Annotated in this window: 15 protein-coding genes; 8 read left to right on the top strand and 7 right to left on the bottom strand. The window is 36.2% G+C overall.

All coding sequences use genetic code 11. The features are described from left to right. Window positions 1-28: 28 nt before the first annotated feature. On the bottom strand, window positions 29-445 hold the full coding sequence (locus N0B48_RS00500; RefSeq protein WP_259835615.1) for an NUDIX hydrolase: 417 nt from the start codon (window positions 443-445) through the stop codon (window positions 29-31). Window positions 446-535: 90 nt separating this feature from the next. After that, window positions 536-1234: a tRNA (5-methylaminomethyl-2-thiouridine)(34)-methyltransferase MnmC2 gene (mnmC2, locus tag N0B48_RS00495; protein ID WP_259835613.1), complete on the bottom strand. Its 699-nt coding sequence runs from the start codon at window positions 1232-1234 to the stop codon at window positions 536-538. 85 nt (window positions 1235-1319) lie between these two features. Between mnmC2 and N0B48_RS00490 the strand changes: the two genes are divergently transcribed. From N0B48_RS00490 to N0B48_RS00460, 7 genes are all read left to right on the top strand, one after another. Continuing rightward, window positions 1320-2393: a branched-chain amino acid aminotransferase gene (locus N0B48_RS00490; RefSeq protein WP_259835611.1), complete on the top strand. Its 1074-nt coding sequence runs from the start codon at window positions 1320-1322 to the stop codon at window positions 2391-2393. A 105-nt stretch (window positions 2394-2498) separates the two neighbouring features. Continuing rightward, the gene (locus N0B48_RS00485; protein ID WP_259835609.1) at window positions 2499-3779 is read left to right on the top strand and encodes a spondin domain-containing protein; all 1281 of its coding nucleotides are present in this window, start codon (window positions 2499-2501) and stop codon (window positions 3777-3779) included. A gap of 506 nt (window positions 3780-4285) precedes the next feature. Then, entirely contained in the window at window positions 4286-4798 is a 513-nt protein-coding gene (locus tag N0B48_RS00480; protein WP_259835607.1) for an FKBP-type peptidyl-prolyl cis-trans isomerase, read from the top strand. A gap of 54 nt (window positions 4799-4852) precedes the next feature. After that, window positions 4853-5920, top strand: a complete 1068-nt coding sequence (locus N0B48_RS00475; protein WP_371830617.1) for a peptidylprolyl isomerase — start codon at window positions 4853-4855, stop codon at window positions 5918-5920. A gap of 153 nt (window positions 5921-6073) precedes the next feature. Next, window positions 6074-6415 (top strand): hypothetical protein, encoded by a 342-nt coding sequence (locus tag N0B48_RS00470; protein ID WP_259835605.1) that lies wholly within the window; start codon window positions 6074-6076, stop codon window positions 6413-6415. A gap of 5 nt (window positions 6416-6420) precedes the next feature. After that, complete coding sequence (locus tag N0B48_RS00465; protein WP_259835602.1) at window positions 6421-8208, top strand: DUF6119 family protein; 1788 nt, start codon at window positions 6421-6423, stop codon at window positions 8206-8208. A gap of 75 nt (window positions 8209-8283) precedes the next feature. Next, window positions 8284-9450 (top strand): retropepsin-like aspartic protease, encoded by a 1167-nt coding sequence (locus N0B48_RS00460; RefSeq protein ID WP_259835600.1) that lies wholly within the window; start codon window positions 8284-8286, stop codon window positions 9448-9450. Window positions 9451-10017: 567 nt separating this feature from the next. Here the strand turns inward: N0B48_RS00460 and N0B48_RS00455 are convergent. Next, on the bottom strand, window positions 10018-10281 hold the full coding sequence (locus N0B48_RS00455) for a hypothetical protein (RefSeq protein ID WP_259835597.1): 264 nt from the start codon (window positions 10279-10281) through the stop codon (window positions 10018-10020). Window positions 10282-10774: 493 nt separating this feature from the next. Between N0B48_RS00455 and N0B48_RS00450 the strand changes: the two genes are divergently transcribed. Next, window positions 10775-11287, top strand: a complete 513-nt coding sequence (locus tag N0B48_RS00450) for a hypothetical protein (RefSeq protein ID WP_259835594.1) — start codon at window positions 10775-10777, stop codon at window positions 11285-11287. A gap of 302 nt (window positions 11288-11589) precedes the next feature. Here the strand turns inward: N0B48_RS00450 and N0B48_RS00445 are convergent, their stop codons facing one another. From N0B48_RS00445 to N0B48_RS00430, 4 genes are read right to left on the bottom strand one after another with little or no spacing between them, the layout of a single operon-like run. After that, window positions 11590-12948 carry a M20/M25/M40 family metallo-hydrolase gene (locus N0B48_RS00445; RefSeq protein WP_259835591.1) on the bottom strand — a complete coding sequence of 453 codons (1359 nt, stop codon included), beginning with the start codon at window positions 12946-12948 and terminating at the stop codon, window positions 11590-11592. A gap of 3 nt (window positions 12949-12951) precedes the next feature. Then, a complete protein-coding gene (locus N0B48_RS00440) occupies window positions 12952-14310 on the bottom strand; it encodes a M28 family peptidase (protein ID WP_259835588.1) in 1359 nt (452 codons plus the stop codon). A 1-nt stretch (window position 14311) separates the two neighbouring features. Next, a complete protein-coding gene (locus tag N0B48_RS00435) occupies window positions 14312-15715 on the bottom strand; it encodes a M20/M25/M40 family metallo-hydrolase (protein WP_259835586.1) in 1404 nt (467 codons plus the stop codon). A 55-nt stretch (window positions 15716-15770) separates the two neighbouring features. Continuing rightward, window positions 15771-17015: a DUF1015 domain-containing protein gene (locus N0B48_RS00430; RefSeq protein ID WP_259835583.1), complete on the bottom strand. Its 1245-nt coding sequence runs from the start codon at window positions 17013-17015 to the stop codon at window positions 15771-15773. Window positions 17016-17018: the final 3 nt, after the last annotated feature.

The raw sequence follows: 17018 nt of genomic DNA, 5'->3' as shown, positions 1-17018 counted from the left end.
GAATACATATAAAATTCCTGTAAGTCGCTTACAGGAATTTTTCTTTTAATTTATCGAATACGATTCTGTCGATCGGAAGTGGAAAAGGATTATCCGGAGTGTCGATGTCGATCCATTCTGTTCTTTCAATACATGGATCAAGGATGAGGAAGTCTTCTTCGGTGGTAATGTTGACTATATAATATATGGTAAGCAGTTGTTCATTTTCTCTGAAACGGGAAGCCAGAAAGTCTTCCTGCGTATAAAAATGTTCTACAACTTCTATCTTTACATTCAGTTCTTCATCAAATTCACGGTGAAGACATTCTATTAGGCTTTCTCCGAATTCCAAACCTCCTCCCGGAAATTTCATTAAAGGTTCACCGGCATATTCTTCAAACAGGGTCAGTACTTTTTTATCTTTTACTGCACATGCATACACTCTAATGTTGATCTTATCAATCATATATACTATTTTGTATAGCTAAAATAAGGAAATAAGTGGAAAGGGCCAATATAGGAATCTGCAAATTTATCTATGGGTTTCATAGGTTGTCTAGCTTTCAGGATTTTCCTGATCTTCCATTTTTATAGCATTAATCATCTCGCGTTTTCCCGGAGGTCCCTGTTTCTTCTCTACTTTAAAATTAAGCTCCTTTAGAATTCTTCTGACACTTCCTTTAGAAGAGTAGGTTGTTAACAAACCGTTAACGGACATTTTGTCGGAAACCATTTCAAACAGCGGTTTTTCCCAAAGGTCCGGCTGTACTCTCGCTCCGAAACAGTCGAAATAGACAATGTTGATTTTAGGTAAGTCTATGGTTTTCAGGTCAAAGAAGTCGCATTCTATCTTTTTCAGATTAAAACCGGAAATGATTTCAGTGGATTTTCCCCATTCAGCCTGATGAATTTTTTGATAAATATTTTTGAATTCCGGGTTATCAAAATGCTCAAAGTAGGCTAAATCATTAATTTCAGATTCATTTATGGGGTATTTTTCGAGCGAAAAATAGTTGATGACATGATTTTTGTCAGTTTTTAAATATTCATTAATTGTTACCAAAACATTCAAACCTGTTCCAAAACCGAGTTCTAGAATATTAATTTCGCAATCATTTAATTGATTTAATCCATTTTTGATAAACACATGTTCTGCTTCCTGAAGCGCTCCATGATGAGAATGGTAGTTTTCATTTAAATCATTGATAAACAATGTTTTACTACCATCATTTGTGGTCTTAATCTCTCTTTTCAAGCTATTTTTTTGTCAAATTTACTCCAAAATTTTTATATTTAGAAAATTATGTTAAATTTGTAGAACATCGTAAAAATTTTTAAAAATGATAATTCAAAAAACTGAAAACTCCAGACTTTCGGACTTTGATCCGAACAATTTTTCATTTGGAAGTACTTTTATTGACCATATGGTGATATGTGAGTATGAAAATGGAAAATGGGGTGATGTAAAATTGGTTCCTTACGGTCCTATACCATTTACTCCGGCCATGATGGGTGTAAACTACGGACAAGCTTGTTTTGAAGGTATGAAAGCTTATAAAGACAAAGACGGGCAGGTTTTCCTTTTCAGACCAGAAAAGAATTTTGAACGCATCAATAAATCAGCAAGCCGTCTGGCAATGCCTGAAGTAACTGAGGAAATGTTTTTAGACGGATTAAAGGCATTGGTAGATATCGACAGAAACTGGATTCCACAGGGAGAAGGAATGTCCTTATATATCAGACCTTTGATTTTTGCTACAGAGGAAGCTCTAAAAGCAAGAGTTGCCAATAAATATATGTTTGCCATCGTTGCAACACCGGCGAAAAGCTACTATTCAGAACCTGTTTCTGTAAAAATTTCAGATCATTATTCAAGAGCAGCCAGCGGAGGAGTAGGTTCAGCTAAAGCAGCAGGGAACTATGCCGCTTCTTTCTATCCTACACAGCTTGCTATTGAAGAAGGATATGAGCAGATCATCTGGACAGATGACGCTACTCATGAGTATTTCGAGGAAAGCGGAACGATGAACGTATTTGTAAGAATTAACGATACGATCTATACGCCGCCTACTTCTGAAAAAATCCTTGACGGAGTAACAAGAGACAGCTTCATCCAATTGGCTAAGAAAAGAGGAATTGAAGTGAAAATAGAGCCTGTAGCAGTAAAAACTGTAGTAGAAGCTCAGAAAAACGGAACATTGAAAGAAGTTTGGGGAGTTGGAACAGCAGTGGTAACTACTATATTCCAGGCTTTAGGATATCAGGGAGTAAAGCTTGAACTTCCAAGATTATCTGATGAGGAGAGCTATGCAGCAATTCTTAAAAAAGATCTTACAGACCTTCAGAACAACCTTAGCGAAGATTCTTTCGGATGGAGAGTTGTGGTTGAAAAAGATGTTTTGGAGACTGTTTAATTTAAACATTATTTGACTCAATAATAGGACCGGCGGAAATTTATTCTGCCGGTTTTTTTATTTTCTCGTTAAATATTGGTAATTTTTCAGAAAATTTAGAATACTATGCAATTTGTAAAGTTCAAACTCCCTTTTGGTCTGCTTTCTTTAATGAGCGTTTTAGCTTTTTCCTCATGCAGCAGTGATGATGATGGAGAAATGGCGGTTAATGATTCAGCCGTAATCACCGTAGAAAATGTAATTGAAAGTAAATCTCTGTCACAGTTCGGAACTTTTCAGAATGCGGGTTCATCACCAGTTCTTAATCCGGGCGAATCTACTTCTTTTAGCTTTTATGCAGGAAAAGGCCAGGCAATAAGCTTTGCTGCCATGTACGGAAAGAGTTATGATCTTTTTTTTGCTCCTGCCAACCCGGGTATAAAACTATATCAGGATAATGGTGATCCGGTAACCGGTAATGTATCTTCACAGATCAGGCTTTGGGATAACGGGACACGTGTCAATCAAGCTGCTGCAGCTCCGTTTACTCCTCCGGGTACAGCAGAATCTCCTCAATTAAATGTTTCGGAAATTGCATTAGGCGTTCCTGCTTCACAATTATTGAAAGCTGAGCTTACCCATGACGGAGGCACGAAATTCACTTTAAAATTAACCAATACCTCTGGCGGCACAGCCAATGAAACCCCTATCAGTGCGGGAGTCTGGGCGGTATCTCATAGCTCAGGAACGACCATTGTAAAAGAAGATCCTATTTTTTCGCCGGGTAAGCTGTCAGCCAACGGATTGACCGATCTTGCCGAAACTGGAAAAGTAACCCCTTTAACTCAGTATCTTACTGGTATTACGGGTCCTGCTTCTGCTTTCTCGCCAGTTGTGGTCGTAGTATACAGTGGTAATGAGAATCCTATCTTTAAAACAGGAGAGAATGACCGCGGACAAGGCCTGAAGGAACTTTCCCAACAAGGGAACGCAGATGTTCTGGCGAATTTCCTTAAAACAAAACCCGGTGTAAAAGAAGTATTTGTTCTTAAAGATCCAACGACCAATATTTTACAGCCCAGAATCAACGGGAGCAATGGTGGTAAAGCCTCACAGACCATTTCTGCCCGTAAAGGAGACCGTATTGCATTGGCTATGATGTACGCACAATCCAATGACTGGTTCATTGCAGCCACTAATAATGGAGTAGACGGTTCAACAAGAGGAGATATTTCTTCAATTATGGGACTTTTTGACAACGGAACCCTGATGAGTTCTTATCCTGGGGCACATATCGGATCCCAGCCGGCGCAAACGGAAAGCCAGCCGGTACAGCAGTTAGCGAATCCAAATCAATTTAATACACTTCCTTCACTACCACAGATGATTAAAGTGACCATTCAATAATATTCCAATAACAAAATATAGGATCACCTCTTTATGGGGTGATTTTTTTTTTTTAAAAAGCTCAAAAGCTAGAATTTGTGTCATCTGTGAAATCTGCGGGAGATTATTTTGAACCATTAAGATCAATGAAGATCATAAGAAAAGTTAAGAGAAAACCCAATGGATTTTTTAAGCTGCACAACATCACTTAAAGCGAAGTTTAGCTTAAATATTCTTAAAAACTTAAAAAGGCTTAATGGTTTAAAAAGTTTCTCGCAGATCAAACCAATTGAGCAGATTTTGTTATAAAACTTAAGTGTACTTTTTTGGAGTAAAATCTGTAAATTTTAAATAAAATGAAGTGCTCGAAAGAAACTTTTGTGTGTGAATTTTTTAAATTCTTGAATTTTTTTAACCTTTAAATCTCCCACAATCCAATTTCCCGGAAATTCTTCACCATTTTCTCCAAAATTTTTTAAAACCTATTGAACAATATTTCCCCGAAATGCGTATTTTCGCAAAAGTTTATGAAAAAATTACTCTTCATATCAGCAGTATGCCTGCTAAGCTGTAACCGGAAAGCACCCGAGGCCCGTCCTCCCATTGGCGGAGTATTGAGCCAGCAAGATCTGGATGTTTCCAGGGAAAGGATGAGGAATCTGAATACGATAGAACGGGGCCAGATCCAGGATTGGATCAAGGGTCAGTCTGTGAAGTATTATCCTACACAGCTTAATTACTGGGTAACGGTTGAAGGTTTTGATCAGAGAACAAGAAGAGCGGATGATACGCCGATCTCTTATTCTTATGATCTGTATGATTTTGATGAAACCAAGATCTACGATAAACCTTTTGAAAGAAGAGATGCCAGATTCGGGCATTTTGATGAACTGAAAGCGGTAGAGAATGCTTTGCGTTTTATGCATGATGGAGAGGAAGTAACGCTTTTGGTACCTTCTTCACTGGCCTACGGGACTTTTGGAGACGAAAAGAATATAGACAACGATATACCATTAATCATAAAATTAAAAGCTCTATAAATAATGAAATTGTTTAACAAGAATATAATTCTGGCAGCGGCAAGTATCTCGCTGATGAGTTGTACCCCAATCTATAAAAAAATGAACGTAGACAAAGAAACTTACGAAGGTCTTAATGACGGACTTTATGCAAATCTTCAGACTTCTAAAGGAAACCTGATCGTGCAGTTCGAAGACAAAAAAGCACCAGTAACTGTAGCCAATTTTATCGGTCTTGCAGAAGGGAAAATAGATAACAAAGCTAAGGGAAAAGGAGTTCCTTTTTATGACGGAACTATTTTCCACAGAGTGATCAAAGATTTCATGATCCAGGGAGGTGATCCTCAGGGAACAGGAATGGGAGATCCGGGATATAAATTCGAGGACGAGAAAAACGACCTTAAACATACAAGTAAAGGAATCCTTTCTATGGCGAATTCCGGACCTAACACGAACGGTTCTCAGTTCTTCATCACTGAAGTGGCTACCCCTTGGTTAGACGGAAGACACACGATCTTCGGAAAAGTGGTAAAAGGTAATGATGTGATCGATGCGATTGCTAACGTAGAAAAAGGAGCTCAGGACAAGCCTAAAACTGATATCGTTTTAGAGAAAGTTTCTATTTTCGGAAAAGGTGATGCTTACAAAAACTACGATGCAGCAAAAACTTTCACGGAAGGAAAAGCTAAAATCGCAGAAAACAATAAAGCCTATATCGCTAAAGAAGAGGCTGACAAAAAGAAAAAAGAAGAAGAATTCAAAGCTAACCAGGACAAAATGGTAGAAAACCTTAAAACTGGAATGCAGAAAACTGAATCAGGATTATACTACAAAATCACAAAAACAGTGGCAGGTGCAAAAGCTCCTAAATCTGGTGACAATGTATCTGTACACTATGCAGGTAAATTAATCGATGGTACAGAATTCGATTCTTCATTCAAAAGAAACGAGCCTATCGAAATTCCAATCGGAATGGGAAGAGTAATCAAAGGATGGGATGAAGGAATCCTATTGCTTAAAGAGGGCGAAACGGCTACCTTATTGATCCCACCGGCTATGGCTTATGGAGAAAGAGGAGCAGGAGGTGTTATTCCACCAAACGCTTGGTTAGTTTTCGATGTTGAGCTTGTGAAAGTACAGTAATTGAGAATCTAAAATATTGAAAGCCGTCCGTGAGGACGGCTTTTTTTTGTTTTTATATGTAAATGTTTGAAAATAAGGATAGAATACGGATTCCCGTAAGGTACTATTATATGGTATTATTTAGATTTGAAAAAGTTAATAACCAAATATCTAATGAAAAAAGTCATCACATTTTTAACGTTCATTACTTTAGTGACTGCCTGTAACAAAAAGATAAATACAGATAGAATAGAAAATGTAACTATAATAGATTCAAGTGATCTTAATAAGAAAGAAGCTGTAATAATTCTTAACGAAGTTCAAGGTTGGATGGAAAAAGGTGTTAGTAAAAAACTTTCACCTTCGAAAGTTAATGAGAAAATAAATCCTCTTATGGATAAGTATCAAAATCTTTTGAAAAATATGAACAAGCATGATTCTATGGAAATTCAAGACTATAGAATAATGTTAATAAATAAACTTATTGATTTCAAAATTAAGCAGACTAAAGAATAGTTAATATGAGTGAAAAAATTCAAAATAATATTTATCTTCTAAGAGATAAAATTATGGTAAAAACCAAAACAGGGGTTCAAATAAAGTCAATTGACTTTAAATATTTAAAATTGTTTTTAAGAAATAAAGGATATGATGAGCAAAAGATAAAACAAAATCTAAATGATGCTTATGAGATTAAATTGTTTTACAAAAGAGCTGAAAACAGAATTAAATGGAAAGATTTTATAAGATCAATATCGTTAGCAGAAGAAAAGATATTAGAACTTGAAGAATCTATTTCCGAAAGCTATATACTTTTTTTTAAAAGTAACAAAACTGGAAAAATTTATTCATCAACAGGTGGTTATGCACATTTGACAATTCAAGAAATTGCGACAACAGATTTTGGAATCCAAATTTTGTCAAGAATCATTAAATTGGATGACAAGGCACTACGAGCAACAAAAGAACGTAATTTGACAGGAGGAGTTCAAGGTGAAATTAAAATTTTCAGAAAAGATTACAATTTATACGAAAATGAAGATTATTCTAAAATCTATAATGAACTCGATGCTCTAATAGATAAAAAAACTCTTGTTGAAAAATTTGGTTTTAAACATACTGATATTAAAACTAACAGTATTTGTGTTGTAAAAAATTCTTTTTTATTGAAGAAATCCATATCATTTAAAGAACTTTTGAAAATAATTGAAAAATGTGAGAAGTTGTTTGAAGATGATTCTAATATTATTGAGATAAATAGTATCGAGAAAATAACGCGAACTGATAAGGTTTTACTTGATACTTTATTTGATGAGATATTAAAAAAGATCTATAATAATTATAGTGATAGAAATAATTTTTTTAGTGTGGAAATCAGTAATAAAGAATTTGAAAGATATTTTTATGCTTCGTATAGTCTGTTATATTTTAAATTGGGAAAAGCTAACTTAGAAAAAGAAACAGACGGAATTATTCGAGAAGTCCAGTCAGTATTTGAAATTTTAGATGAAAAATTGGAAGAACCATTAGAATATAATGAATTCAAAAAAGTAATGTTAAACTCATATATTGAGACTTTTGATGAAAATGGAAATACACTAACACTCGACAAGCTTATAGATCATTTTTGTACTGAAATTACTTATGAGGGAAGCTCTTATTTTTTCATCGAAAAAGATTGGTACATTGTTAAAAAGTCCTTTGTTGAAAATGTAAATAATCAGGTTAAAATTTTTTTAAGTGAAAATAAATATAAGAGTTCACCATTAAACAAGTGGTCTTCTGGAAACGAGAATGAATTCAATGCAAGCCATTTAGGATATAAAAACACTTATGTTTTTGATAAAATTACGCCATTGAATATTGAAGCATGTGACTTAATGAAAATTGATGAAATTAATAATATAGTTTATTTTTACCATGTAAAAAAGGGCTTTGACAACTCTATGAGAGATCTTTGCAATCAAGTTTTGATTTCTGCAAAAAAGATAGAAGAAGATTCAAGATTAGATTACGCTTACTTAAGAAAATTATATGAAAAGTCATTTAATTACACAGGGAAAGATGATTATTATAAAAAAGTCAAAAAGCAATTTAATACAATTGATCAAGAGGAATTTATAAATTTATTTAAAAATAAAAAAATTGTTTTTGTTTTGTCTGTTTTAGATGCAGCTAAGAAAAAAAGAAGCTTGTATAGTAATATTGAAAAGTTTGATTCAAATATTGCTAAATTTACTCTAATAGATTTATCGAGACAGATGCGTGCGATAGGTGTAGATTTTCAAGTCTTACAATTGGAAAAATAAAATTTCCATCCGTGAACTTATTTTTTTCATTTCCAAAATCCATAAAAAGCTTTATTTTCGTGGTAAATTATCCACATGAAAAAAATCCTCTACACGCTTCTCATTCTCTCCACAACCACCATTTCCGCCCAAGGGAAGAAATTCTTCAAAAGCGGGGAAGTACAGCTTCAGAATCCGGTAGAAAAGATTAACCTTAGATTTGCCAATGATCTGCCTTTTGTACAGGTAAGCATTAACGGGAAGTCTTACAATTTTCTATTTGATACTGGCGCGCCAACCGTGATTTCTACGGCGGTTTATACTGAGCTGGGACTGGAGAAAAAACACAGAAGTACCGTAAAGGATTCACAGAAAAATAAACACGAACAGATTTTTACCATTCTGCCGGAAATGACCGTTGATAAAGCCGTTTTCAAGGATGTAGGAGCTGTGGTGATGGATTTCAGTATTTCAGAATTGAGTTGTTTTAAAATAGACGGTATTCTGGGAGCAAACCAAATGGCGAAGCTGTTCTGGAAAATCAATTACTCGGAAAACTCAATGGAAGCGTCAAAAGATCTTGCTCAGTTTAACCCCGCAGATTTCGATATTGTTATTCCCTTTAGTCCGAGAGCACAGAAAACTCCTGTTGTAGAAACCGATTTACAAGGCAAAAAAATAGATCTAACCTTTGATACCGGATTTTCCGGAAGATTAAAAATCGCAGACAACGCGTATAACGCCGAAAAAGCTTTAAAAAGTGTAGAAGTCTATGGAACGAACTCAGTGGGTGCATATGGGGCTGCAAAACCCGCTCCGGGCTATATTTTCAGGACGGCAGGTTTGTCTTTGGGTAATGAAAGTTTTTTAAATGAAATTATCGCTACCGGAAGCACAAGCCTGATCGGAAATGATTTCTTTAAAAACTTTATTTTCATCCTCGACTGGACCGGAAATAAAATCTACATGAAACGCATTAAAAATGAACCGGCCAAACTGGAGTCTTTCGGATTCGGATATCGCTTTATAGATGCAAAACCCACCGTTGCTTTCGTATTTCAGGAAGAAAATTTCCCATTAAAAGTAGGGGACGCGATCATCAGCATCAACAATACCAACCTGGAAAACCTGGATAAAGATGGCGCCTGCCACTATTTCCTCAACAGAGTTGAAAGTGGGCAAAATGCCATCCATGTGAAGATCAGAAGAGATGGAAAGGTGATAGAGGTGAAATTGGAGAAGAAGGAGTTTTTGAAAGTGTGATTTCGTGTTTGAGGGTTTGAGAGTCTTAGAGTTTTAGGGTTGGTGCATGTATGCGTGTATGACTTTTGGAGACTAAACAAAAATTTTCAACCACAAAAGTCACAAAAACTTATTAAACACTTTAGTCATTTTTGAAGTTAAATAGATTGCGCATAGAAAGTACACATAAGTTCTTATGAAACTCTTTGATTTTCTACTTATGTGATCTTATTGTTTCCAGGACGGTAAAATTTTTAAAACTAAAGTGTTTAAGAGTAAAAACTTTTGTGCCTTTTGTGCTTAAAAAAATATAAATCGCCAATCTTTTTCAACTTGAAACATTTAGCTTTTTAAGCTTTTAAGAGCATTTAAGCTAAGCTTTGCTTTAAGTGGCATCACTTAAAAAAATCAGCTGATTTTTTTCTTAATTTTCCTTATCATCTTCATTGATCTTAATGGTTTAAAATAATGCAGTCTGGAAAATCTGCGCGAGATTAAATATTCTTAGAAGTCATCATAAAACTGCAGATCAATAAAAAAAGCCGTTCAAATTCATTGAACGGCTTTCTAGTAAAATTGAAATTAAAGTTATGCGTGTCTGGATTTCTTCCTCATTTGGGAAGAATTCATTTTTCCGGTAAGGGAGCTGATAAATACAAGTCCAAAGCCCAGATAAGCTGCAAATGCAGTTACATATACTATTAAACTGTTAAAACCTGGTTTTGTAGCATATATAAAATATACCAATACGGAAAAAACAGCAAAGCTTAGCAGAAGCATAAGGCTCCAGATATTCATTTTTGCGGCATCTTCATTTCTCTTAAAAATCATTTCAAAAAAATCTCTCATCATAATCTCTTTTTAAGGGTTATACATCTGTTTTCCGTCCTTTCATAGAACGGTCCGGAATTATTCCGTTATACATTAATAGCGCACGGATCATGGTTGTACTTGGCTAAGGTCATGATCATATGGCCGTTTGATTGTCTTACATCAGGGTATACTTTAAGTTACCCAGAAAATTTTAATTTAAAAGCAGTATTGAATCCCGACAAAGGATTCATGAGCTTTGACACCGTACACAGTTTGCATCGTAAAAATGGAATTGATAAAGGGATTATCTCTTCCGTTGTATACGGTATCTAAGGAAAAAGGGTGATATCAAAAATAATGATAGCCTTATTCCGGCTCAGCGGAAACTGAATATTCTGCGGAAACCTTTTCTCATCGTTTGTGCTTAAATAATTTTTTTTCAATGATTTAGCTTGCGAATTTCATGCCAAAGTGAATATTTCAACTTGTTTTTATGATTAAGTAACTTTAAGTTTGCATAAATCTGTAATAAGTGACTCCGGAAAGTTTAGAAGAAAATATAAAGAGTATTGCTGCTAGACTTATAGAGCTGGCAGAAGAACAATGCTGGAATAAAATATCCCATCAACTTACTTTCATCGTTTCAGATTTTAGTGAATTTGGAGCGGATTTTCGGGAACGGAGAAAATTGAAAAGTAAGATCAATCGATATAAAACGCCGTTACCATTAGATGCTGTTATTGAAGTAGTAAAGAAAGAATATCAGGATCTGTATGATATTAATCTTTACATTTTTAAAGCATTACAGAAAGAAACGATTATCGAAATTCAATATTTCAGAAAATCAAATATGGAGCTTGATTATTATGAAAAAATAAAAGATAATCCGCCGATGCTTCATGCTAAGATTACACAGCCTGGTTATTCTTTGGATGGAGACAAATTTGATATTAACTGGGAATCTGGTGGTGGATTAAGGCATTACTGGAAAAGCTTTCTTTATGAATTCAAATACAAAAGAATAATGAAAAAGCTGAAAAAGTAACAACTGTGTAGAATCTGTGAAATTATTTAACCACAAAAGTCACAAAAGTTTTTTGACACTTTAGTTATTTTAAAGTGAATGCTTTGAAAATAGAAAGTTCACATAAGTCTTTTAAAAATCAAAGATTTTTATATTCACGATAATAAAATCTGCGCGATCTGAGGAATCTGCGGGAGATTTTTCACATACAGATTAAATAAAAAATCAACAAGTTAATCATGACAAGACGTTAGCTTCATCAAAATCAACCTGTTGACAACATCTTTCACTTGTAAAGGCTAAAGTATTTTAAAGGTAAAATCCTACCAGTTCTTATCAATCATATAAACCATCTGCGTCATAGCCGTAGCGCCCAAAAGAAGCTCTCTTCTGTTCACTTTTTCAAAAGTATCCTCTTCCGTATGATGGATATCGAAATACCTCTGGGAATCCGGAACTAATTCAGCGGTAGGAACTCCCATATCGTGAAGCGGGTAAATATCCGTTCCCGAATATTTGCCTTCAAAATTGTAAACACCATAAGGCAGGAACAAGCCAGTCCAGCTTTTGATCTGATTTCTTTTTTGATCATCCATTTCCAAAGCAATACCTCTCGGAGCAAAACCTCCGGCATCAGATTCCAGGGCAAAAATATGTTTCTCGTTCTTTTCTTTTACTGTTTTTCCGTATTGGATACCGCCTTTTACGCCATTTTCTTCATTAGCGAAACAAACGACTCTGATGGTATGATTATTTTGAAGGCCTAATTTTTTAAACGTTCTCAAAACTTCAATGCTCTGAACAATTCCGGCACCGTCATCGTGTGCTCCTTCGCCTACATCCCAGGAATCCAGATGTCCTCCGACTACAATGACGCTTTGGTCTTTTTTACCCGTTATTTCGCCAATAACAGAGTGGGAGAGCTTCTCACCCTTCATTCCACAGTTTGAGTTTAATTTTGCGGTAATTTTCTGCGTTTTTAAAAGCGTTTCAAGTTCGTCTGCCGTAGTACTTCCGATGGCTATAGCCGGAATCTTTAAAACTTTATCCTCATAGCGCATCGCTCCGGTATGCGGAACATCGTCAAAGGCTGAAGACAAAGATCTTACGATGGCAAACTTTCCACCTTTTTTAGCGGTTAATGAAGCAGCAGTTACCCTATATTTTGCAGCATCGCCATAACCTCTGAATGTTTCCACAAAAGATTGATTGAAAGCATAGTTAAAGAACACAATCTTATCCTTTACTTGATCTGCTGAAAGCTTGTCATATTCCTCCATAGATTTCACGATGATGATCTCACCGGAAACATCTTTTCCGCCTGTACCTTCAGAATTTCCCAATGAAAGCATCTTCAGGTTTTTCCATTTTCCGTCTGCTGTTTTAATTTGCAGGGATTCCTTTCCTCTGGTCCATACCGGAACCATCACTTCCTGAAGCCATACCTTGTCGGCTCCGGCATCGCGAAGCTTCTGTTCTGCCCATTTTACGGCTTTATCATACGCTGCAGAACCACTTAGACGGTGACCTATGCTTTTGGTAAGATCTTTTAATTCAGTATAACCTTTTCCGTTGTTCAGAATTTCCGTAGAAATTTTACTGAATTGTATCGAATCTTCTTTAGACTGGCCAAAAGCAGCCATTCCTAAAAATAATAATGAAGTGCCAATTATCTTTTTCATAGTTTACCAGTTTTTATCGATCATATAAATAAGTTGAGTCATTACCGCTGCGCCCAGAAGGAGTTCTCTGCGGTTGACTTTTTCAAAGGTGTCTTCTTCTGTATGGTGAATGTCAAAATAACGCTGAGGATCAGGAACGAGTTCTGCCGTTGGAACTCCCATTTCATGCAGCGGAGCAATATCTGAACCTGAATATTTTCCTTCAAAGTTGTAGACTCCGTAAGGCAGGAACAGATTGACCCAGCTTTGGATCTGTTTTCTGTTGTTGTCATCCATTTCCAGGGAAATTCCTCTTGGAGAAAAACCTCCTGCATCGGATTCTATTGCAAAAAGATGCTTCTCATTACTTTCCTTCGCTGTTTTTCCATATTGCTTTCCACCTTTCGTTCCGTTTTCTTCGTTTGCAAAACAGACCGCTCTGATGGTATGGTTATTTTGTATTCCTAATTTCTTAAATGTTCTTAAAACCTCAATGCTCTGCACAATGCCCGCACCGTCGTCATGCGCTCCTTCACCTACATCCCAGGAATCCAGGTGTCCTCCGACCACGATAACGCTCTGGTCTTTTTTACCGGTTATTTCGCCAATAACAGAGTGGGAGAGCTTCTCACCCTTCATCCCACAGTTGGAGTTGAGTTTTGCCGTAATTTTTTTATTTTTTAATAATAGTTCCAGCTCATCTGCTGTTGTGTTTCCGATAGTCACGGCCGGTACCTTGGAAATATTATCATCATACCGCATATTACCCGTATGGGGAACATCGTCAAATGCTGAAGATAAAGACCTGATGATAGCAAACTTTCCACCTTTCTGAGCCGTTAAATTCGCTGCAGAACGTCGGTAAGCTGAGGCTTCTCTATAAGAAATAAAAGTCTGTACATGTGACTGATTAAAAGGGTAGTTAAAGAATACGATCTTATCCTTTACTTGAGATGCAGGAAGCTTGTCATATTCCTCTAAAGATCTCACCATAATAATTTCGCCCGATACATCTTTTCCGTCTGTCCCTTCAGAATTTCCCAGTGAAAGCATTTTCAGTTTCTTCCATGTTCCATCTGCCGTTTTGATTTGCAGAGATTCTTTTCCTCTGACCCAAACCGGAATCATCACTTCCTGAAGCCATACTTTATCAGCTCCGGCATCACGTAGTTTTTGTTCTGCCCATTTCACCGATTTTTCATAAGCTTCGGTTCCGCTCAGACGGTTTCCAATGTTTTTGGTAAGGTCTTTTAATTCGGTATAGCCTTTTCCGTTGTTCAGAATTTCCGTAGAGATGGTACTGAACTGGATGGAATCTTCTTTAGACTGTCCGAAAACAGTCATTCCTGCTAATAAAAAGGAAAGGATGACGATCTTTTTCATATTACCAGTTTTTATCGATCATAAAAATCAGCTGTGTCATGGCTACAGCTCCCAAAAGAAGTTCTCTTTTGTTCACTTTATCGAAAGTATCTTGTTCAGAGTGATGGTAGTCGAAGTACCTTTGAGTATCTACGACCAGTTCAGCCAAAGGAATATCCAGCTTTTTCAGTGGGGATATATCTTGAATAGCTTCAGTCTGGTCAAAATCATAAATCCCGTAAGGAAGGAAATAATTTTTCCATTCGAAAATCTGCTTTCGTCTTTGTGGCGGCATATCTAAGGAAAATCCTCTTGGTGAATATCCTCCCGCATCTGTTCCTAAAGCAAAAACATGTTTTTCATCCCTTTTTTTCACATATGCTGCATACATTTCGCGTCCTTGTCCTCCGTTTTCGCTGTTGGCATAAAAGACAACTCTTATCGTATGATTATTTTCAATACCAAGCGCTTTGAATGTTCTTAAAACTTCAATGCACTGTGCAATACCGGTTCCGTCATCAATAGCGCCTTCCCCAAAATCCCACGAGTCTAACTGAGCTCCTAAAACGATCACTTTAGCATCCTTTTTACCTTGGATTTCAGCAATAATATTGGGATTAGTAGTGTCGCCTTTTGACTGTGCAGTCATATTTATTTTGGCGGTAATCTTTTGATTTTTCAGTAATTTTTCTAATTCGTCAGCAGATCTTACTCCAATGGATAGGGCAGGAATTCTTACTTTGTCATCAGGTTCGTAATACACCATTTTGGCATGAGGTGTATCATCCATTGCTGTTGTTAACGATCTTATAATTAAAGCTTTTGCTCCTGTTTTTGCAATCACGGAAGCAGAAATTAATTTGGATTTTGCAGTCGCCAGATAAGAATCATTTGTATTAATGATCTTTGGATCCATTGGAAGATTAGCGAAAACTATTTTACCTTTCAATTGCCCCACGGACATAGCATTAAGTTCAGAAGTTGAATTGATTAAAACAATATCCCCCGTAAGATCTTTTCCGCCTGTTCCTTCAGAATTTCCGAAAGACAGCATTCTGATGTTTTTCCATTCTCCATTAGCGGTTTTTATCTCTAAGGATTCTCTTCCTCTTATCCAGACCGGAGCTTTAGCTTCCATTCTCCAGATCATTTCAATGCCGATAGATTTGAGCTTTTTTTCTGCCCATTCCACCGCTTTTATATAGCCGGAAGTTCCACTGAATCGTGGACCGATTCCTTTGGTAAGTTCTCCTAGATTTTCGTAGGCTGCGCCGTTGGTCATGATCTCATCCGAGATCTTTTTAAATTCATCGTGGTAGTTGAATTTCGCCATAGTAACCTTTTTTACAGGTTTTTTCTGTGGCTTTTTTTGAGAAAATAAAAATCCACTCAAAAAGAGTGGAAGTATAATGAAGATTTTTTTCATTTTTTATTTACCTTTCTTTTTCCGCTTATAAAAGTAGGGAAAAATTAGTAATTTATTAAGGTTTCATATCGTACATTAACAGTGCTGTAATCAATTTTGGTTCGATGAATGTACATTTTGGAGGCATGCTCAGCTTCAGATCTGAAATTTTAATCATATCGTTGAAACTTACCGGATAGATTCCAAAACCGACTTTTCCTTCTCCACTGTCTATTTTCTCCTTTAAATAGTTAATACCCTGAAGATTGGAAGTTCCTTTTGCATAGGAGATTTTCTCAGAGCTGTCTGAATTTTCTATTTTAAGGATATTTTTGAAAATGTATTTGTCTAAAAGATGATGGTCAAGATTGTCCAGCGACATTTCTCTTGAACGGAGATCATGCTTCACATGAAGCGAGTAGAACTTACCTTCCAGATACATCGATATATGGAATTTCTGAGAAGGGAAATAGGATGTTTCACCTTTTTCGTGGATCAGGAAATACTGGTCCAGTTCTTTTAAGAACTCTTCACTGGAAAGTCCGTTAAGGTCGCTTAAGATCCTGTTGTAATCGTGGATCTTGATCGATTGGTTGGATACGATGAAACTGTATACAAAATTATAGGCTTCCGTACCGTTGTGTCTCTTATTTTTTTCTTTGTGATGCTTGGCATTCAGAGCGGTAGATCCGATCCTGTGGTGACCATCTGCAATGTAGAAAGAGTCGATCTGATCAATTACTTCCTTGAACTGCTGAAGTTTCAGACGGTTGTCTATTCTCCATATTTTATGTCTGATCCCGATAGAATCGATATGGTTGAAAATAGGAACATTCTTCTCTTCATGATTCATCAGAAGTTCAATCTTGGAATTCGAAGGATAGGTAAGAAGTACCGGTTCAGCCTGAAGGCTTACTTTTTCCAGATAATGAGCCAGTTTTTCCTTTTTCTGTGGAATGGTACTTTCATGTCTTTTGATCTTTCCGTTCCAGAAATCTTCAATACTCGCTAATCCAAGCAAGCCTCTGAAAATTTGTTTGTTGGGGTAGATCTGCTCATAAAGATAGTACGCAGAACTGTCCTGGATCAGTTTCTTTTCATCCAGAAGTTCTTCAAACGTTGAACGGATCTTCCTCAAATTCCGGTCAATATCTTTAGATTTACTTACAACATAGGGTTTAATCATGTTGATGTAAGTATTTTCAACTTGAGCTTTCTCTGCAATCTCCTCTTGGGTGAAATTGTCCAGCGGATGCGTAGGGAAAGTGCTCTCAAAGTCTTTATGAGGTCTGATTCCACGGAAAGGTTTAAAAACAGGCATATT

Origin of the sequence: Chryseobacterium herbae, assembly GCF_025154075.1 — a bacterium.
In the GTDB taxonomy this organism is placed as follows: Bacteria; Bacteroidota; Bacteroidia; order Flavobacteriales; family Weeksellaceae; genus Chryseobacterium; species Chryseobacterium herbae.
Note: the sequence above shows the minus strand (reverse complement) of the source record. Positions and strands in the feature narration are given on the sequence as shown.